Annotated in this window: 15 protein-coding genes and 1 pseudogene; 8 read left to right on the top strand and 8 right to left on the bottom strand. The window is 66.1% G+C overall.

Translation table 11 applies throughout. From position 1 onward, the window contains the following. From ACW2Q0_RS16255 to ACW2Q0_RS16230, 6 genes are all read left to right on the top strand, one after another. Window positions 1-2,034: an acetyl/propionyl/methylcrotonyl-CoA carboxylase subunit alpha gene (locus tag ACW2Q0_RS16255; RefSeq protein WP_457190856.1), complete on the top strand. Its 2,034-nt coding sequence runs from the start codon at window positions 1-3 to the stop codon at window positions 2,032-2,034. Further along, complete coding sequence (locus ACW2Q0_RS16250; protein WP_457190854.1) at window positions 2,031-3,191, top strand: acyl-CoA dehydrogenase family protein; 1,161 nt, start codon at window positions 2,031-2,033, stop codon at window positions 3,189-3,191. The genes ACW2Q0_RS16255 and ACW2Q0_RS16250 overlap by 4 nt, the downstream gene beginning before the upstream one ends. Beyond that, entirely contained in the window at window positions 3,188-3,682 is a 495-nt protein-coding gene (locus ACW2Q0_RS16245) for a MaoC family dehydratase (RefSeq protein WP_457190852.1), read from the top strand. Before ACW2Q0_RS16250 ends, ACW2Q0_RS16245 begins: the two co-directional genes overlap by 4 nt. Continuing rightward, complete coding sequence (locus tag ACW2Q0_RS16240) at window positions 3,679-4,491, top strand: HpcH/HpaI aldolase/citrate lyase family protein (protein ID WP_457190850.1); 813 nt, start codon at window positions 3,679-3,681, stop codon at window positions 4,489-4,491. The genes ACW2Q0_RS16245 and ACW2Q0_RS16240 overlap by 4 nt, the downstream gene beginning before the upstream one ends. A 30-nt stretch (window positions 4,492-4,521) precedes the next feature. Continuing rightward, a complete protein-coding gene (locus ACW2Q0_RS16235) occupies window positions 4,522-6,462 on the top strand; it encodes an acetoacetate--CoA ligase (RefSeq protein WP_457190848.1) in 1,941 nt (646 codons plus the stop codon). A gap of 148 nt (window positions 6,463-6,610) precedes the next feature. Beyond that, on the top strand, window positions 6,611-7,897 hold the full coding sequence (locus ACW2Q0_RS16230) for a TetR/AcrR family transcriptional regulator (RefSeq protein ID WP_457190846.1): 1,287 nt from the start codon (window positions 6,611-6,613) through the stop codon (window positions 7,895-7,897). An 84-nt stretch (window positions 7,898-7,981) separates the two neighbouring features. Here the strand turns inward: ACW2Q0_RS16230 and ACW2Q0_RS16225 are convergent, their stop codons facing one another. The 8 genes and pseudogenes from ACW2Q0_RS16225 to mftA form a co-directional block, all read right to left on the bottom strand. After that, complete coding sequence (locus ACW2Q0_RS16225) at window positions 7,982-9,184, bottom strand: lipase family protein (RefSeq protein ID WP_457190905.1); 1,203 nt, start codon at window positions 9,182-9,184, stop codon at window positions 7,982-7,984. Window positions 9,185-9,577: 393 nt separating this feature from the next. Further along, window positions 9,578-11,239 carry an amino acid adenylation domain-containing protein gene (locus ACW2Q0_RS16220; protein WP_457190844.1) on the bottom strand — a complete coding sequence of 554 codons (1,662 nt, stop codon included), beginning with the start codon at window positions 11,237-11,239 and terminating at the stop codon, window positions 9,578-9,580. Then, entirely contained in the window at window positions 11,239-11,664 is a 426-nt protein-coding gene (locus ACW2Q0_RS16215; RefSeq protein ID WP_457190842.1) for a hypothetical protein, read from the bottom strand. Before ACW2Q0_RS16215 ends, ACW2Q0_RS16220 begins: the two co-directional genes overlap by 1 nt. Before the next feature lie 125 nt (window positions 11,665-11,789). Further along, a pseudogene (locus tag ACW2Q0_RS16210) lies at window positions 11,790-12,482 on the bottom strand (AMP-binding protein); the annotation flags it as partial. 404 nt (window positions 12,483-12,886) lie between these two features. Then, window positions 12,887-14,314, bottom strand: coding sequence for a mycofactocin dehydrogenase MftG (gene mftG / locus ACW2Q0_RS16205; RefSeq protein WP_457190840.1), 1,428 nt, complete (start codon window positions 14,312-14,314; stop codon window positions 12,887-12,889). A gap of 42 nt (window positions 14,315-14,356) precedes the next feature. After that, window positions 14,357-15,757, bottom strand: a complete 1,401-nt coding sequence (gene mftF, locus ACW2Q0_RS16200; RefSeq protein ID WP_457190838.1) for a mycofactocin biosynthesis glycosyltransferase MftF — start codon at window positions 15,755-15,757, stop codon at window positions 14,357-14,359. Between the two features lie 229 nt (window positions 15,758-15,986). Beyond that, window positions 15,987-17,513: a mycofactocin radical SAM maturase gene (gene mftC / locus ACW2Q0_RS16195; RefSeq protein ID WP_457190836.1), complete on the bottom strand. Its 1,527-nt coding sequence runs from the start codon at window positions 17,511-17,513 to the stop codon at window positions 15,987-15,989. A 14-nt stretch (window positions 17,514-17,527) separates the two neighbouring features. Then, complete coding sequence (mftA, locus tag ACW2Q0_RS16190; protein ID WP_364395564.1) at window positions 17,528-17,626, bottom strand: mycofactocin precursor MftA; 99 nt, start codon at window positions 17,624-17,626, stop codon at window positions 17,528-17,530. A 351-nt stretch (window positions 17,627-17,977) separates the two neighbouring features. Between mftA and mftR2 the strand changes: the two genes are divergently transcribed. Continuing rightward, window positions 17,978-18,616 carry a mycofactocin system transcriptional regulator MftR2 gene (gene mftR2, locus ACW2Q0_RS16185; RefSeq protein WP_457190834.1) on the top strand — a complete coding sequence of 213 codons (639 nt, stop codon included), beginning with the start codon at window positions 17,978-17,980 and terminating at the stop codon, window positions 18,614-18,616. Between the two features lie 94 nt (window positions 18,617-18,710). Continuing rightward, entirely contained in the window at window positions 18,711-19,766 is a 1,056-nt protein-coding gene (locus ACW2Q0_RS16180; RefSeq protein WP_457190902.1) for a 2Fe-2S iron-sulfur cluster-binding protein, read from the top strand. Window positions 19,767-19,778: the final 12 nt, after the last annotated feature.

The raw sequence follows: 19,778 nt of genomic DNA, 5'->3' as shown, positions 1-19,778 counted from the left end.
ATGATGAACAAATCCCATCCCATCGAATTCGACACCGTGCTCGTCGCCAATCGCGGCGAGATCGCGGTGCGGGTCATTCGCACGTTGCGCGCCATGGGGATTCGCTCCGTCGCGGTCTACAGCGATGCGGATGCGCAGGCCAGGCACGTGCGCGAGGCCGATACCGCGGTGCGCCTCGGACCGGCTCCGGCCCGGGAGAGTTATCTCGATATCACAAAGGTCGTCGACGCGGCGGTGCGTACCGGCGCCAAGGCCGTGCATCCGGGCTACGGATTCCTTTCCGAGAATGCCGCTTTCGCCTCCGCGCTCGCCGAGGCGGGCATTGTCTTCCTCGGACCGCCCGCCGAGGCGATCGAGATCATGGGCGACAAGATCGCGGCGAAGAACACCGTCGCCGCCTTCGATGTGCCCGTCGTCCCTGGTATCGCGCGTCCGGGCCTCACCGACGCCGAATTGATCGACGCCGCAACCGATATCGGCTATCCGGTGCTGGTCAAGCCGTCGGCGGGCGGCGGCGGTAAAGGTATGCGGCTGGTCGAGCAACCATCGGCATTGCCCGCCGCCCTGGCCGGTGCCCGGCGTGAGGCGGCCGCGGCATTCGGTGACGACACCCTGTTCCTGGAGCGGTTCGTCACCCGGCCACGCCATATCGAGGTGCAGATCCTCGCCGATCAATTCGGCCATGTGATCCACCTCGGTGAACGTGAGTGCAGCTTGCAACGGCGGCATCAAAAGGTCATCGAAGAGGCGCCGTCGCCACTGCTGGACGCCGCGACCCGGGCGCGCATCGGCGCGGCCGCGTGCAATACCGCACGCAGCGTCGACTACGTCGGTGCGGGCACGGTCGAATTCATCGTGTCCGCCGATCGGCCGGACGAGTTCTTCTTCATGGAGATGAATACCCGGCTGCAGGTGGAACATCCGGTCACCGAGCTGGTCACCGGGATCGACCTGGTGGAGTGCCAGGTGCGGATCGCGGCCGGGCAGAAGCTCGCGGTCGACCAGGATGAGCTGCGGCTCGTCGGGCACGCGATCGAGGCACGCGTTTATGCCGAGGATCCCGGTCGCGGCTTCCTGCCCACCGGTGGCACGGTGCTCGATCTGTCCGAACCCGAAGGCGCCGGCGTCCGGGTGGATTCGGGTCTGCGTATCGGTACTGTCGTCGGCAGCGACTACGATCCGATGCTCTCGAAGGTCATCGTGCACGCCGCCGACCGCCATACCGCGCTCGCGAAACTCGATCGGGCACTGAGCGATACCGTGCTGCTCGGTGTCACCAGCAATATCGAGTTCCTGCGCTTCCTGCTGGCCGATCGGGATGTCGCCGCTGGGAAGCTCGATACCGGACTGCTGGATCGTCGCGTCGGCGACTTCCGACCCGCCGCGGTCGGTGCTGACGAATTCATCGCGGCCGCCGCCTATCACTGGCTGCGGCGCTGGCCCGCGGCATCGAGCGATCCGTGGGATATCCCATCCGGGTGGCGCATCGGCGCACCGGCGCCGACCGCCATCCGGCTCGCCGGCGGTGACCGCACCGAGCACGTCTACCTGACCGGCTCCCCCGCTGCCGCCGCGGCGCACCTCGACAGCAGCGAATCGGTGTCGCTCACTGCCGACTTCACCGACGGAAGGCTCGTCCTGACACTGGACGGCCTGCGCCGGGAGTACCGCGTCGCCGAACACGACGGACAGCTCTGGGTCGCCGGACCGTCCGGTGTCGCGGTACTGCGCGAGGTTGCCGAGGTAAATGTCCGCGGCGGTGCCGAACACGTCGGCGACGCCGAAATCCGCAGCCCCATGCCGGGTTCGGTGATCGCGGTACCGGTGACCGATGGTGCCACCGTCGCCGCCGGAGCTCCGGTCGTGGTGGTCGAGGCCATGAAGATGGAGCACACGCTCACCGCACCGGTCGCGGGCACCGTCGAAGTCCTGGTCGAACCGGGCACCCAGGTCCGCCTCGACCAGCCCTTGGTGCGCATCACCGCGGCCCGCACCGAACCCGAAACCGCCGAGCGAGAAGGAATTTCCGCATGAGTGACTTTTTGGCCACCGGCACTCTGCCCGAGGACTATCGCGACCTCGCACTGACCGTGCGCGATTTCGCCGAGTCGGTGGTCGCCCCGGTGGCCGCCGAACACGACGCGAACCATACGTTTCCGTACGAGGTCGTCGCGGGCATGGCCGATATGGGCCTGTTCGGCCTGCCGTTTCCCGAGGAGTACGGCGGTATGGGCGGCGACTACTTCGCACTGTGCCTGGCGCTGGAGGAACTCGGCAAGGTCGATCAGAGTGTGGCGATCACGCTGGAGGCCGGTGTTTCGCTGGGTGCCATGCCCATCTACCGCTTCGGCAACGATAAGCAGAAGCAGCAATGGCTGCCGAAGTTGACCAGTGGCCGCGCCCTCGCCGCCTTCGGTCTCACCGAACCCGGCGCGGGCAGTGACGCGGGCGGCACCAGGACCACCGCGGTCGCCGATAGCGGCGAATGGGTCATCAATGGCAGCAAACAGTTCATCACCAACTCCGGCACCGACATCACCGAACTCGTGACGGTGACCGCGGTGACCGGACAGTCGGGCGGCACGAAGGAGATCTCGACCATCCTCGTACCCACCGACACCCCCGGCTTCGTGGCCGAACCCGCCTACAACAAGGTCGGCTGGAATGCCTCGGATACCCATCCGCTGAGCTTCACCGACGTCCGGGTGCCGCAGGAGAATCTGCTCGGCGAGCGCGGTCGCGGCTATGCCAACTTCCTGCGCATTCTCGACGAGGGCCGCATCGCCATCGCGGCGCTGTCAGTGGGCGCGGCCCAGGGCTGCGTCGACGCGAGCGTGCGCTACGCCAAGCAGCGCGAGGCCTTCGGTCAGGCCATCGGCCGCAACCAGGCCATTGCCTTCAAAATCGCCCGCATGGAGGCGCGCGCCCACGCCGCGCGGACCGCCTACTACGACGCCGCCGCGCTCATGCTGGCGGGCAAACCCTTCAAGAAGCAAGCCTCCATCGCCAAGCTGGTGGCCAGTGAGGCGGCCATGGACAATGCCCGCGACGCCACCCAGATCTTCGGCGGCTACGGCTTCATGAACGAATACGCCGTGGCCAGGCACTATCGCGACAGCAAGATCCTGGAGATCGGCGAGGGCACAACGGAGGTGCAGCTGATGCTGATCGGACGGGAGCTGGGCCTGTGACAGAGACCGAACCCCCACGCCGGGTGGTGCAGCGCGGCCTGTGGTTCGAGGAGTTCGAGACCGGCGTGGTGTACGAGCACCGGCCGGGCCGGACTATTACCGAGGCCGATAATGTCCTGTTCACCACGCTGACCATGAATACCCAGGCACTGCACCTGGACGCGGCCTTCAGCGATCAGCTGCCACCGTTCCATCAGCGGCTGGTGAATTCGATGTTCACCCTGTCCACCCTGATCGGTCTCTCGGTCGCGCAGCTGACCCAGGGCACGATCGTCGCCAACCTGGGCTTCTCCGAGATCGCCTTCCCGAAGCCGCTGTTCCACGGCGACACCATGTACGCCGAAACCGTGGTCACCGACAAGCGCGAATCGAAGAGCCGTCCCGGCGAGGGCATCGTCACCTTTTCCCACACGGCGCGCAATCAACACGGCGATATCGTGGCCACTGCGGTACGCAAGACGCTGGTACGCAAGGAACCGAGATCGGCATGAATTGGCAAATGCCCGGACCGGCGTGGCTGTTCTGCCCGGCCGATCGTCCCGAGCGCTTCGAAAAGGCCGCCGCGGCAGCCGATGTGGTGATCATCGATCTCGAGGACGGCGTCGCGGCCGGCGATAAGTCCAGCGCACGCAAGGCGCTCGTCGAGACCCCGCTGGATCCCGACACCACTGTGGTGCGGATCAATGCCGTCGGCACCGATGAGCACGAGCTGGATCTCGCGGCCTTGGCGCGGACCGAATATCGGCGAATCATGCTGCCGAAGGCCGAATCCGCCGAACAGCTCGGCGCACTCGCCGACTACGAGGTGATCGTGCTGATCGAATCGCCGCTCGGCGCCATGGCGGTCGGACGCACGGTATCGGCGCGCAATGCGATCGGGGGCATGTGGGGTGCGGAGGATCTGGTCGCCGGGCTCGGTGGCAACTCCAGTCGCCATGCCGATGGCAGCTATCGCGATGTGGCACGCCATGTTCGGTCGACCACGCTGCTCGCGGCCAAGGCGTACGGCAAGTTCGCGCTCGACTCGGTGTACCTGGACATCCGCGATCTCGACGGATTGCGGGCCGAAGCACTGGATGCGGTCGCGATCGGCTTCGACGCCAAGGTGGCGATCCATCCCAACCAGGTGCCGGTCATCCGGCGAGCGTACGCACCGTCGGAGAACGAAATCGCCTGGGCCCGTCGGGTTCTCGATGAAGTTCCGAACCATCGGGGCGTCTTCGCGTTCGAGGGTCGCATGGTCGACGCCCCGGTGCTGCGCCATGCCGAGCAGATCGTGCGACGCGCGAACCACACCTGATTTCCGAAGACTCAACCAGGAGGTAATGCGGTGCAACCACAATGGGTGCCGACCGAATCAGACATCGCGAAGGCGCGAATCACCGACTTCGCCGGGTTCGTGGCCGCACGCACCGGAACGTCCGCGCCGGATTACCGGTCATTGTGGCAGTGGTCGGTCGACGATCTGCCCGGCTTCTGGGGTGCGCTGTGGGATTACTTCGAGCTCGGCCCGATCGCCGGCGAGGTGCTGGCAAGCGCCGAAATGCCGGGCGCGCAGTGGTTTCCGGGCACCCGGCTGAACTATGTCGATCAGGTGGTACGACAGTTCCGCACCGATCGGCCCGCCATCATCGCGGTAACCGAGGACGCCTCGATACGCGAGGTGTCTTGGAGTGAATTGATCGACAGCACAGCGGCATTCGCGCGCACCCTGCGCGCGCTCGGGGTGCGGCCCGGCGATCGGGTGGCCGGATATCTGCCGAATATTCCGGAGGCGGTGATCGCCTTTCTGGCCACCGCGAGCATCGGTGCGGTGTGGAGCGCCTGCGGTCAGGACTATTCGCCCAAGGCAGCACTGGACCGGCTCGGTCAGCTCGAACCCACCGTGCTGATCACCGCCGACGGCTACCGGTTCGGCGGCAAGACACATGACAAGCGCGACGATATCGCGGCGCTGCGGGCCGGACTCGACACCGTCGAGACGACGGTCGCCGTCTCCCAGCTGGGCCTGCCGGTTCCGGACGCACTGGCATGGACCGAGGCGGTCACCGATACCGAGGCCGTTGTCATCGAAACGGAGACGGTCGATTTCGACCATCCGCTGTGGATCGTCTTCTCCTCCGGCACCACCGGACTACCCAAGGGGATCGTGCACGGGCACGGCGGCGTGGTGCTCGAACATCTCAAAGCCGTTGCGCTGCAGGCGGATATCGGTGCCGACGACACCTTCTTCTGGTACACCAGCCCGAGCTGGATGATGTGGAACTTCCAGATCGCGGGACTGCTGGTCGGTGCGACCATTGTCTGCTACGACGGCAGTCCCACCTATCCCGCCCCGGATGCACTGTGGCACATCGCATCTCAGGTCGGCGCGACCGTCCTAGGCACCAGTCCCGGGTACGTCCTCGCCTGCATCAAGGCGGGTGCGGTGCCGCGCACCGATCACGATCTCACCGCACTCCGACAGGTCGGCATCACCGGCTCGTCACTGCCGCCCGCATCGGCGGTCTGGTTGGGCGACAATGTCGGTGACCATGTGCAGGTCGCCTCGATCAGTGGTGGCACCGATGTGGTCTCCGCCTTCATCGGCGGCGCGCGAACCGTACCCACCTGGCCCGGTGAGCTCTCCGCGCCCTATCTGGGTGTCGCGCTGGAAGCCTTCGACGCCGACGGCAAGCCGGTCCGCGACGAGGTCGGCGAACTCGTCATCACCAAACCCATGCCGTCCATGCCGGTGCGCTTCTGGCGGGACCCGGACGGAATCCGTTACCACGACGCGTATTTCGATATGTTCCCCGGCATCTGGCGGCACGGCGACTGGATCACCATCACCGACCGCGGCAGCATCGTAGTGCACGGCCGCTCCGACTCGACCCTGAACCGGCACGGCATCCGTATGGGCAGCGCAGATATCTACCAATCCGTCGAGCGCCTCCCCGAAATCACCGAGGCCCTCGTCATCGGCGCCGAACAACCCGACGGCGGCTACTGGATGCCGCTTTTCGTCACCCTCGCCCCCGACACCGATCTCACCGACGACCTCAAAACCCGCATCAACACCACCATCCGCACCGAGGTCTCCCCCCGTCACGTCCCCGACGAAATCATCGTCGCCCCCGGCATTCCCCACACCCGCACCGGCAAGAAACTCGAGGTGCCCGTCAAAAAGCTCTTCCAGGGCGCCGACCCCACCCGCGTCGTCGAACGCAGCGCGGTCGACAATCCGGACCTGCTCGATTGGTACGCCGCCGTTCGCCCGGCCCAGAACTGAACCGGCACACCGGCCGTGGATGCCAGGACAACGTGCCCGAGCCGGCTCCGGAACCGAAGCGCTCACCTCGAAACGGTTCCGGGCGCCACCTGGGAAAACAGACCGACCTAGACAGCTGGGGCGGTCGGGTTGTCGATACCATGGCGGCATGAGTGTCGACAATCGCCGTACGGCGCGTAAGGCGGTCAGCGGCGATTCGGCACCGCGCGAGATTCGGCGCAGGCCGAAGAATCGGCGGGCTCAGATCGCGGCGGCCTCGGCGGCCGCGTTCGGTGCGCTGGGCTATCACGGCGTGAGCATGGAGGACATCGCGTCCGGGCTCGGCATCAGTTCGGCGGCACTGTATCGGCACTATCCGAGCAAGTACGCGCTGTTCCGCGAGGAATTGCTGCGGGTGGGCCGGGCCATAAAGGCATCGGTCGAGCTGCCGGAGGCGGCGCAGGGCCGGGGGATGGCAGCCGAAGTCGACGGGATGGGTGAACTCCAGACGCCGCAGCGGCGGCTGCGTCAGGTGCTCGACGCGCTGATCGGCGTCACGATCGAGAATCGACCGACCGTCACCCTGGTGCGCTGGGAGGGCCGCTATCTCGAACCGGAGGATCTGGCGGTCCTCACCGACCAGCAGCTCGCCGTCGTCGGCGCGATCGGTGTCCAATTGGCCACATTGCGACCGGAACTCGCCGATGACGAGCTGCGGGTGCTGCGCGCCGCCATGCTCAGCGCGATCACCAGCATTGCCGATCACCATGCCAGCCTGCCCGCGAAATCCCTGGCCCGGCTGTTGAGTTCGGCCTGTTGGTCGATCGTGCCGGCTCAGCTGCCCGCCCTGGAAGCCGATGCCGAACTGCCGGTCGCGGCGGAGATTCCGGATTCGTTCAAACATGAGCTGTTGCTGCGCAAGGCCGTCGAGCTCTTCCACGATCGCGGCTACCCGAATGTCAGCGTCGAGGAAATCGCCACCGCCGCAGGGCTTTCCGCCGCATCGGCGGTGTACCGGTTCTATCGGGGCAAGAGCGATCTGCTCGCGGCCGCGTTCAGACGGGCCGCCGACCGGGTTTCCGGTGCCATCGGCCCGGCGGTGGCGGCGGCGGCCGATTCGGAAGCGGCGCTGACCACACTGATCGAACAGTACGTCGAGGGTTCCTTCGCCGAACCCGAGCTGACCTTCGTGTATTACACGGAGTTCCAACATGTTCCGAGCGACGAGCGCGCCGTGCTGCGAAATATCCAGCGGCTCAGCGTCGAAGAGTGGGCGCGGCTGCTGCGTGAAGTGCGGCCGGAGCTCTCACCCGCCGAGGCCCGCTTCCTGATCCACGCGGCCTTCGCGTTGGTGGTCGATCTGGGGCACACCTTCAGCACCGAACCGATCGCCTCCCCGGCCCGGGTTCGATTGCTCATGCAGCTCGTCCTGTTCGGCCGCCCGGCCCGCTCGTAGTCCGCGACCGTACTTCTGCGCCTCTTGGGCCGCTGATCGCGGTTCGGCCGCCGAGGTCTCGGACGGTCGAACCGCGGTCCCCTCTCAGCAGGCCACCGGCGCGGGCTCGCCGCGCATCCGGCCCTGCAGCCACCCCAGGACCTCGGGGGCGCCCTGTACCGCCGCGGTCAAATGCTCGGGCGCGGACACTTCCAGCGTCTGCAACCGCACCCCGGCACTGCACCAGTGGCGGTCGGTGTCGGTGATGGAGTCGACCGGAATCAGCGGGTCGGTCGGCGAATGCCACTCGAACATCGGTATTTGCGGCACCCCGGGATAGAGTTCCAGGCTGTTCTCCTCCACCACCGACCGAGCGACGCGACTGTTGACGAACGAAGTGCTGGTGACGAAATCGCCGGCACTGCCGTTGGCGCCCACGGCGAGGATTTCGTTGGTGCAGCTGTTGGCCATGGCGCCGCGGAGCGCGAGGCCGCGCTCGTTGAGATACGCGCTGGTCTGCATCTGATCCGGGTACTCCCGCTCCAGACCGATCGCCGCGGCCATGACCAGTCCGAACGCCGGGTGCGGCTGGAAGCCCAGCCCCTCCGCCAGCGATATCAGGTTCTCCGGGACGCCGCCGAGGGCCGCGCCCTGCAGCTGCAGCTCGGGCGCGTACGACGGCTGCAACAGTGCCGCCCATCCGGTCGCCAATCCGCCGCCGGAGTACCCGGCCAGCGCCACTGGGCTGTGCTGTACGGCGAGATCCGGCAGGCGTTTCACCGCCCGGATTCCGTCCAATACGATCTGGCCACCCAAACGCGCTGCGCCGAGGGCGAACTGCGGTCCGAGATGATCCGGCAGCGCGATAGTCCACCCCTGCTGCAGCACCGCATTCAACATCGACACCGACGCCCCGAGATTGAAATCGCCGCTGTAGAGCGTGTGCGATACCGCGCACTGCGTACCGAGCGAATTGATGAAATGCTGATACGACAGCAACGGCGCGTCGGGCTGATGCAGGAGTGGGGTAATTACCGTGGTGGTCGCCGCGATCGGCCCACCGTGCGAGTCGGTGGACCGGAACTTGACCAGCGTGGCGGTGGCGCCGGGGAACAGCGGCACCGGCGGCAATGCCCGCACGTCGAGTACGTCACCGGGGCTGTGCGCGCCCAGATCCGCCGGTGCGGCGTAGAACGGATCCGGATCGGGCACCGGATACAGCGGCGCCGCGGTCGCCGTCGTCGCCGACAGCAGCGCGAGTGCCACACCCCCGAATACACCGAGGGCACGGGTCCAACCGCGGCGCATGCCGCCGAGGAAAAGCAGAAATAGACGAGCCACGAGGTTGACCTCCACTGGTTGTGCGGGGCATCCGTCGACTAGCCAGGTGCATTCTTAGCAACCGGTGGCAAACTTACAGCGACATACCGTGTGGGGAGCGGAATACGACGAAAATTGGCATTGCTAATGATCAAATTCGTTCGGCTTCGGGTGCGGCGTCGTTCCGAACCGCGCCCCGAGCCACTCCTGGGCTAGGACCGGAGTGGTATGGCTAACGGGGAGCTCACCTCGTTGACGAGCCAGCGGCCGTTACCTTTGCCAAGTGCACCACCATGGAGCCATGGGTGACGCCACGCTCGCCCCCATGTAGCCGACCGATGATCGCCGCCCGCATGCCGGTGCGGCAGCGCCGCGGCCTGCTCATTTGCCCAGCAGCGCCGCTTCGACCTCGCCGTATTCGATGCGCGGCCCGCGCAGCTTCACCTGAAAGTCGATGCGGCCCAGATATTCCAATTCGTCCGGGCCGCCATTGCCATCGGTGCGCCGGCGAACCAGGTCACCGGTGCGGTACATCCGGTCACCCGGCGCGCCCTCGGGATTGGCCACGAAGCGCTCGGCCGTCAGTCCAGGACGCGCCACATAGCCGCGGGCCAACTGCACACCGGCGAGATACAGCTCACCGACCACGCCACTGGCCACCGGCCGCAGATTGTCATCCAGCACCAGCAATTCGGTGTCGTCGGCCGGCGCGCCGATGGGCACCGTCGTGCTGTCGGCGGCGGTGACTTCGTGGGCGGTGACATCGACGGCGGCCTCGGTGGGGCCGTACAGGTTGTGCAGTGTCGCGCCGCTGATATCGCGGAAGGCCGCCGCGGTAGGGGCCGGTAGCGCCGCACCGGAGGCGAATACCAGGCGCAGCGTCCGTGCCGCGGCTGCTATCCGCGGTTCGGCCGCGAGTACCGCGAGCATGGACGGCACGAAATGCGCGACGGTGACGCGACGTTCGGCGATTGTGCGCGCCAGATAGGCCGGATCACGATGACCATCCGGGGCCGCGATCACCAGCCGCGCACCGACCTGCAACGGCCAGAAGAACTCCCACACCGAGACGTCGACGGTGCACGGCGTCTTGTGTAGCACCACATCGTCGCCGCGTAGTCGATACCGCCGCTGCCGCCACCGCAGATTCGCCAGGATCGAACGATGCGATACCGCAACACCTTTCGGATGTCCCGCCGATGCGGAAGTGAAGATGACGTAGGCGGTGTTGTCCGGCGACAGCCGCGGTCGATCATCGCCGAGCGACGCCCCGGTCTCGGCGATGTCGAATTCATCTATCCGTAGTACCCGGATATCCGGTCCGAGTTCGGGCTGGTCGCGGGTCGTGGTGAGTACCAGGACCGGTGCGGCGATCTCGAGCACGTAACCGATGCGCTCGGCCGGATGCTCCGGATCGATCGGCACATAAGCGCCGCCCGCCCTGAGAATCGCGTACATGCCGACCAGCAGGTCGAACGAGCGGCGCACGGCCAGCCCGACCAGGCTGTCCGGGCCGACTCCGCGGTCGATCAACCGTCGCGCGAGGGCGTTCACCCGCGCGTCGAATTCCGCGTAGGTCAGTGTCGCACCGGCGAATTCCAAGGCCACCGCATCCGGCGTCCGACGTACCTGCTCCTCGAATTCGCTGACCAAGGTTTCCATCGGCGCGAATATCGAGGGCAGCACGTGGGCCGCCGTGGTCAGCGCATCATCGAGCAGTTGCTCGAGCGCAGCACCGAGTGTGCCGTCTTCCGACTCGAGCAGGGCGGGTAGTTGACCGGGGGCCACGACCGATACCAGTGCGTCGGCACCGAGACCGCCACCCATGGCCTCGTCCAGTGCCGTGATCTCGGTGGCCAGCCCACCGTAGGTGATCGTGGTGCCGTTGCGCCGCAGGGCGACCCGCTCCGGGTCCAATTGCGCGACCTTATCGATCAGGATGGGTAAGTCGTCGAGTCCGTATGCCCGGCGCAGAGCCGAATGATCATATGCGGCAACGCGATTGCCGAGTTCGCCGACCGCGACCGGTTCTGCCTGGGACATCAGCTATTCCTTCCGATTCGAGTTCCGACCCCGAGTTGGCGAGCACCGCCCACGCCTCGATGCGCAGGACCGCACCATCCCCCATCCACCTGTGCCGCATCGAGCGTCCGCCACACCTGCATCTCGAACGCGGCCAGCAGGGTGGCGGTGCGGCTCGACGACTCGGCGATACCGCATTCGATCGCCCGCTGCTGATCCGCCACATCCCGCAGCGGCAGATCCCCCACCGCCGGCTCGGCATCGACCACGCCTGCGCGCAGCAGGCGAACCAGCGACTCGGCACAGTCCGCGATGGTGGCTTCGTCGAATAGATCAGTGGCGTAGCTGAATTCCGCCCGGATCCCCGCCGGTGCCGGACCTTCCTCGAGTCCGGCACCGGCGAAGTCTTCGGTGACCATGAGTTGATGAAGATCGAATGTGGTCACTCCGGTCTCCAGCCTACTGGTGCAGGCCGACAAATCGGGGAGTTCGAATGCGATGTCCGCAGCATTGTCGAAAGCGAGCGATACCTGGAACAGCGGATGCCGCGCCGGCGTGCGCGGCGCGCATCGATCTGCTGCAGCACCGAATCGACGGTCCCGAGCACGGCTTCGATCGCACCGGGCTCGATCCGTAGCCCGCGCGAGGTCACCTGGAAATCGGAACGACCCAGGTACTCCAGTTCACCGTGGCTGGTCCGGCGGACCAGATCACCGGTGCGGTAAATCCTGATCGCCGACCCGAACGGGTCCGCGACGAACCGATCGGCGGTGAGCCCAGGACGGCCCAGATAACCACGGGTGAGCTGTACCCCCGACAGATACAGCTCACCCGCAGCCCCGACCGGTACCGGCCACAGCCGCGAATCGGGCGCGTAACGCCGGGTATTGAAGACCGGCGCGCCGATCGGCACGGAGAGAGTACCGGTATCGGTATCGGTCACTTCATAGAAGGTGACCTCGACCGCCGCCTCCGTACCGTACAGGTCGTGCAGCCGCACACCGGTCAGCACCCGCAGTCGCCGCGCCAGCGCGGCGGGCAGCGCCGCACCGGACGCGAGGACCGTCCGCAGTGCGATACGACCGGCGCACTCCGTCTGCGCCAGAATGACTTTCAGTATGGACGGTACGAAATATGCTGTCGTTGAACCATATTCGTCGATCTCCACCCGCAAATTGACCGGATCCCGATGACCGTCGCGCTCGGCGAGCCACCCCGACACATCGCTCGTGGCGGGCGCCTTCTGCAGCACGACATCGTCGGCTACCCCTTCCGGTCGCGCCCCACCCAACTCCGTACCGCGCACCCAGAGCCTCCTAATTCGGCGTAAGAAGCAGGCCGAACTCCTTCGGGCAGCACGAATAAGCCACTGCGGCAACACTGTTCAGTGTTGTCACATGGCTTCGACTCCACCACACGATGATTCGGCGAACGCGCGGGCAGCACGACACCCGCGCGGGATCGAAACAGATTGCGCCCCACTCGCGCCTAGCTCTTGATCGCTCCTCCAACGTCGCTGCCGCGGTGCAAGCGCCGCGGCGGTGTCAGCTACATCACACGGATGTGATCCACAGTGCGAACATTAGGCGCTTCGTTAATAAAAAGAAACTCTTTGCACTAAAAAATTTGGTCGGGCGTCCAACGCACTCAGCTGGAGTGAAGAAACACCTATGTGAGGTATTCGGCGACGCGTTCGGCAATCAATACCGCCGTCGCGTGCGGACCACGACTCAGTGGCACCGGAACAACGGAAAGATCCACCACGGACAGACCGGTCGTACCGTGCACGTTGCACCGCTCGTCGACCACCGCGCGCGCATCGTCGGCAGCACCCATTCGGCAGGTGCCCGACAGATGCTGCGAAGTAGCCGGATTCGCGAACAGCCACGCGTCATCGGGTTTCGATTCCGGCGGGCGCATCGTCGGTATCGCGTGCAATATCTCGCGCGCCGCGCCGACCGCCTCTCGTAACCGAATCCGATCCGCGGCCTCCGATAAGTAGCGGTAATCGATATGCGGCGACACGGCCGGGTCGGCGGAGCGGAGTCGGAGCACACCCGCGGAATGCGGGCGCATGAGCGCCACACCCAAACGATGGGTGTACGGGGTAAACGTTACGGCGTACGGACGGATTTCGACATCGTCGAGTTCCAGCACGTATTCCAGCGGGACGCCTTCGGCGGTCGTATACGGCGGGTCGAGGCGGAAGTCGATGCCGATCTCGGGGTGATCACTGACCCAGCCGCCGACCGGCGCGGGATGCACCACCGCAATATCCAGCGCCCGAAGCTGCTCCAGATCGCCGATACCCGAGCGCAGCAACAGCGCCGCGGATTCGATTGCGCCCGCGCACAACACGATGCGATTCGCATCGAGTGTGCCCGGCCGGCCCTCGTGCACGTAGTCCACCCCGATGGCGCGCGTGCCGTGGAAGCGGATGCGGGTCACCAGCGTCGCACCGGTCACCGTGAGATTCGGCCGCGCGAGCGCGGGCACGAGATACGCCGATCCGGTGTCGACCCGCCTGCCGTGCTCGATATTGCACGGCACCGGCCCGAAACCATCCGCGGGACCGGCACCGGGCAGTGCGTTCAAGTCAGGTATCAGTAGCAGGCCGAGTGCCGTACATGCCGAGGCGAATTCGCAGCTCACGGGGCCGGGCGCAGCCGCGCGACGCACTGGAATCGGTCCGGTCGTGCCGTGCCCTGGCCGGTCGCCGAAATCATGGTCGTGCTCGAGTCTGCGATAGGCGGGCAGGACCGCATCGAAGGACCACCCGCCGAGTTCCTTGCTCCACGCGTCGAAATCCGCCGCCGTCGCCCGCACGAAATAGCCGCCGTTGACCGCACCCGACCCACCGATCACCTTGCCGCGCACAATATCCCCGGTAACCCCACCTGCCAGAGTGACGGAATACCGCCACACCCACGGTGATTCGGGCCCGATCGGCATCCGATTCGCATCGAGCAGCGCCGCCGGATCGATCACCACCGGACCCGCTTCCAACAGCCGCACCCGATGGTCCGGGTCCGCGCTCAGCCGGGCCGCCAGCACACAGCCGGCCGTACCACCACCGATGATCAAGGTGTCGATCATCTACATCAGCTCATCGGGTGGTATAGCCATTACACATTCGATTCAGCTCCGGGGCGTGCTCGGTTTGAGCGATTCCAGGCTGCGCGCGCGGAATGCGCCCAGCCACAGGCCGGTTCCGTAGGCGATATCGTCCATCCGCTTGTAGACCAGGTAGCGCAACGGGTCGAGTCCGCCCGCGTCACGATGGGTGAACCAGTCGGCCAGCCCGTCCGCGACCGCCATGGTGACCGCGATGCGCCGGATGCGCCGGGACAGAACCATCGCCAGCATGGTGACCGGCCAATAGTGCCGGCACATGGCCGAAGCGAGTCGCCAGATACCCGCGAAATAACCGCGCGACAGATAGATCGCCGCGATCCGGGTCGGGTTGTCCAGTCCGGTGAAGACCCGGCGTAGTCGGGTCAGCGCGGTCACCAAGGTGATGAGTCCGCCGAGCAGTCCCCACTTCGTCAGCGTGGCGAACAGTATGGTCGCGACGACCGTCCAGAACGGCACCGACAGTGGGGTAACCATGCCCGCGTGCCGCTCGCCGAGCGGCGCGGCTCCGGTACCGTAGAACAGCTTGCGACCGAACCAGGCGCGGAACGAGATTCGATGATCGTGTGCGACATGCGCCGCCGGCTCATAGCGCAGCCGCCAACCGGCCCGCTCCAGCCGCCAGCATAGATCGACGTCCTCGGCCACCTGCATCGACTCGTCGAACCCGTCTTGCGCGAGCAGTGCCCGGCGGCGCACCAGCAGGGCCGCGCTCGGCACATACGACACCAGTCCGCGCGAGTGCACGGCCGATTCGCGCCGTCCGAGATCGAGCGAGGATCGGGTGTGTTCATAGCGCGCGAGCGCGTTCGACTCCGGATCCAGCGCGACGATCCGCGGCGCGACCAGCGCGACCTCCGGATCGCTGAAGTGCCCGAGCATCACCTCGAGCCAGCCGCTGCGCGGAACCACATCCGAGTCCAGGAAGGCGACGAAGTCGGTTGTCGCGGCACGCAATCCGGCATTTCGGGCGGCCGCCGGGCCCTGCGGGTGGTCATGGCGCAGTACGGTCACCCGGCAGCGGGTGCCACGGTTGGGCGGGATCTGGACGGGCTGATCCGAGCCGTCGTCGACGACGATCACATTGTGTCCGCGCAACGCCGCGAGCAATCGGGCGAGCCCATCGGCATTGTTGTGCAGTGGCACGATCACGGTCACGTCGTCGAGGGACGGCAGCAACCGGGGGCGCGGATTACCGACGCCGGAGTCGAGCAGCCGTCTGGCAACAACAGCGGACTTCGGGCCGTCGACCTCGAGGTACCCGTCGCCGATCATCTCGGCGGCCTCCGGGGCAAGTCGCAGCAACCGGGCGGGCGAACCCCCGATCAAGATGCGTCCCCCGGAGTATGCGCGTACCCGTGGATCGATCCGCACCCCGAATCCGTCGGGTAGGCGATCGTGGCGCATTCCTGGCATGGTAGGCGGAGATTCACACATTGGCATCATCAGTCCGGAAAAAAGACGGAATTCCGCACGAATTCGCCCGGGTAGCGCGAGAACTCCCGCGACTCGCGCCTTCGGCGGGTCGCGAGCGACTCGCCGAAGACAGCTGGCAACACGATGGCAATCATCAATTCGCCATTCGACAGCACTGGTCGATCAACGGGATAGCGCATGACTGGTTATCGGCTCGGCATCAGTTCAGCGGACTCTCGTCGCAGGCGCGGGCGGGGCGCCGCTGCGGCCGAGATACCGACAGTGTCAGCGGAATCGGGCCTGACTTGCGCGATCCGGGTCGGCTCGGCGCAATGCGCCGGGAGTGGTCCACCGACGAGCGCGGGATCATCCGCCCGGCATCGGCGAGCGCTGCCTCGCCGTAGCCCTGGACACATTCCGGGTCCGGTCCGTCGGCGGGCAGGCCGGTGAAGAACTTCGCGGCCATGCAGCCGCCGCGGCAGGAGTCGTAGTGGGTACAGGCGGAGCAGGCACCGCCACCACTGGGCTCACGCAGGTCGGCGAAGAGCTCCGATTCCTGCCACACGCTGCGGAAACCGCCTTCCGTCAGCACATTTCCAGCGCGGAACTCGTCGTGAATGGCGAAGGGGCAGGCATAGACGTCGCCGACCGGATCCACCAGGCAGACCACCCGGCCCGCACCGCACATATTCAATCCGGGCAGTGCCTGACCGAAGGCGGATAGATGGAAGAACGAATCACCGGTGAGCACGCCCTGGCCATTGCGCACCAACCAGTCGTAAAGCACCCGTTGCTGTTGCGGCAGCGGATGCAGTTCGTCCCACACATCGGCGCCGCGCCCCGACGGCCGCAGCCGCGTCAAACGCAGTGTGGCACCGTACCTGTCGGCAATCGCCTTGAACTCGTCGAGCTGGGCGATATTGTGCCGGGTCGCGACGACGGAGAGTTTGGCGTCCGCGAATCCCGCGGCCGCCAGATTCTCCAGCGCCCGGATCGCCATCGCATAGGAACCCGGTCCGCGCACCGCGTCGTTGATCTCGGCGTCGGCGCCGTCCAATGAAATCTGCACGTCCACGTAGTCACTGGCGGCCAGGCGGGCGGCGACCTCCGGCGTGATACGAACACCGTTGGTGGAGAACTTCACTCCGACATGGTGTGCGGTCGCGTAGTCGATGAGTTCCCAGAAGTCCGGGCGCACAGTGGGTTCCCCGCCGCCGATATTCACGTAGAAGATCTGCATGCGCTCGAACTCGTCTATGAGCGCCTTGCACTGCTCGGTGCTCAGCTCGCGTGGATCGCGGCGACCCGAGGACGACAGGCAGTGCACACAGGACAGATTGCAGGCGTAGGTCAACTCCCACGTCAGGCAGATCGGTGCGGCCAAACCGGCTTCGAACCTATCGATCAGGCGACCACCGGTGACGGTGGACGGCTGACCGGCCAGTGGCAGCGGCGCGACAGCGGGTACCGCAGCGCTGCCCCGCGCGGCCTGTCTGATCATGTCGGAGTCGGCCAGCTGATCCAACGCCCGGACGTACTGTCCGGCGTGATCATCGCTGACGCCCGCCGCATACAGTGCCGCGCGCGCCGAGATATGGGCCGGCAGCGACCGCACGATCTCGAGTATCCGCGGACTCTTCAGAAACGAGAGCTTGCGCGTGCCGAAGTGGTAGAGCAGCGCGCCGAAGGACTCCGGCCGCAGCGCCACCCGCGGATGCAGTTCCCATCGTGTGTCGAGATCGAGCATGGTCGCCGCGCCCGTCAGTAGACGCCGCACATACCGTCGATGGAGACCTCCTCGATGAGGGTCTCCTCGACCAGCGGCGCTTCCTCGACCGCCCGGGACTCGGCCGCCCCGATCCGTCCGGTGTTGTCGGTATCGATGTGTCCGATGGATCCGTACTCCGGCATGCCGACCTCCGTGATGTGACCGAGTTCCCACGCGGCCACTGGTGTAGCCGCCATCACACAATAACGTCACAAGCTGACAAAATGGAACGGAAATGTTCGAGACCCGTTCGAAGGCCGCTCGGACGCACACCGGACCAGGTCGTGGCCGCGCGCTCTAGACTGCGGGTGGCAAGCATTTGAACAGGACATGACGGGGCGATTCGGCCCGCAGTGGTAGAGGTGGCATGGGAGTCGGAAGAATGCAGACGAGCGGGGGCGGAGTTACCCCGCGGTGCGAGCTCGAGTGCCGGAGGCGCCAGCTTGCGTAATCACGGAGACCCCGAGAGCACCGCGAATCGAACACTATCGGAGTCCGAGATTGTCGAGGCCGCGTTGCGGGTGGTACGTGAGGACGGCGTGGAGAAGTTGTCGATGCGACGACTCTCCCGCGAGCTCGGCGTTTCCCCGATGGCGCCGTACTACTACGTCGCGGATAAGCGCGAGCTGCTCGATCTCGTCGCCACCGCGGCGCTGACCGGCGTTCGTAAACCACTGGCCGATTCCGGACCGTGGCAGCACCGGCTGCGCGATTTGATCGACCAGATCGATGAGAAGCTGCGCAAGCATCCCGGCCTCGGCGATGTGCTGATCGAACAGATGCTGGGAAAACAGCTCGACCTGATCGCCGCGATCATGGAAATCCTGTTCGAGGCCGGTTTCAACGACCGCGATGTGCTCGCCGGGTACACGACGATCCACACCTACCTGTTCGGCCGCCGCCGGGTGAACCCGAGGGAACCGCAGCCACTGACGGATTTCGCGCTGCCCGAGGCGGTGGCGCGGGCCACCCGATACCTGCCCGAACTGCGCGGAAAGTACGCCTACGACTTCGGCATGGAGGTGCTGATCGCGGGTCTGGAAGCCCAGCTTGTCCGTCAACCCGGCCCCGACGTACGATGAAACTGAAACACGTTCTAGTTTTGGTTCGGCTCGAGAGGACGACAGTGTGAGCGAGCGTAGCGAAGGAACCGAAGGCACAGCACCTTCGGTGGTCATGACCACCGTCGAGGTTCCACACGGTTCGCGTTCGGTCGTGCTGCGGGTCGCCGCGGTCATCGCCGAGACCTCGGACACCTGTTCGCTGGTCTTCGACGTCCCGGACGAGTCGCGCGAACGCTTCAGCTATCAGCCGGGCCAGTTCCTCACCCTGCGCATCCCCAGCGAGCTGACCGGCTCGGTGGCCAGGTGCTATTCGCTGGCCAGCTCGCCGTACACCGACGACAAGCCCAAGGTGACCGTCAAGCGCACGGCGGGCGGCTACGGGTCGAACTGGGTGTGCGACAACGTCGAAGCGGGCGACGCGATCGAAGTACTGCCGCCCTCGGGCGTTTTCACGCCGAAGGATCTCGACGACGATCTGCTGCTGTTCGGCGCGGGCAGCGGCATCACGCCGGTGATGTCCATCCTGAAATCGGCGCTGGCACGCGGCTGCGGCCGAATCGTTTTGGTGTACGCCAATCGCGATCCCGAGTCGGTGATCTTCGCCGGCGAGCTGCGCGAATTGGCCGAGAAGCATCCGCAACGGTTCACCGTGATCCACTGGCTGGAGTACCTGCAGGGACTGCCCACCGCCGACGGTCTGGCCGCCCTGGTCGCACCGTACACGAGCTACCACGCCTTCCTGTGCGGCCCCAAGCCGTTCATGGACCGGGTACACGACGCACTCGCCCAGCTCGACGTGCCCCGCTCACGCACCCACGCCGAGGTGTTCAATTCCCTTGCCGGAGATCCGTTCGCGGATCAGGCGCCGGTCGAGGTGACCGAGCAGGAACAGGCCGAGGCGGCCACCGTCGAGGTCGAACTCGACGGTACGGTGCACGAGCTGAAGTGGCCGCGCAAGCAGACCCTGGTCGACATCATGCTGTCGCAGGGTCTCGATGTGCCGTACTCCTGTCAGGAGGGCGAATGCGGATCCTGCGCGTGCACGGTACTCGAGGGCAAGGTCGACATGGACAATGCCGAAATCCTCGATCCCGAGGACATCGAGAACGGCTACATCCTCGGCTGCCAGGCACATCCGGTCACCGATCACCTGCGCATCCAATTCTGAGCTCGGTGCCGG

This window comes from Nocardia citri (assembly GCF_054065835.1).
The sequence above is the reverse complement of the archived record's forward strand: the minus strand, read 5'-3'. Positions and strand labels throughout refer to the sequence as shown.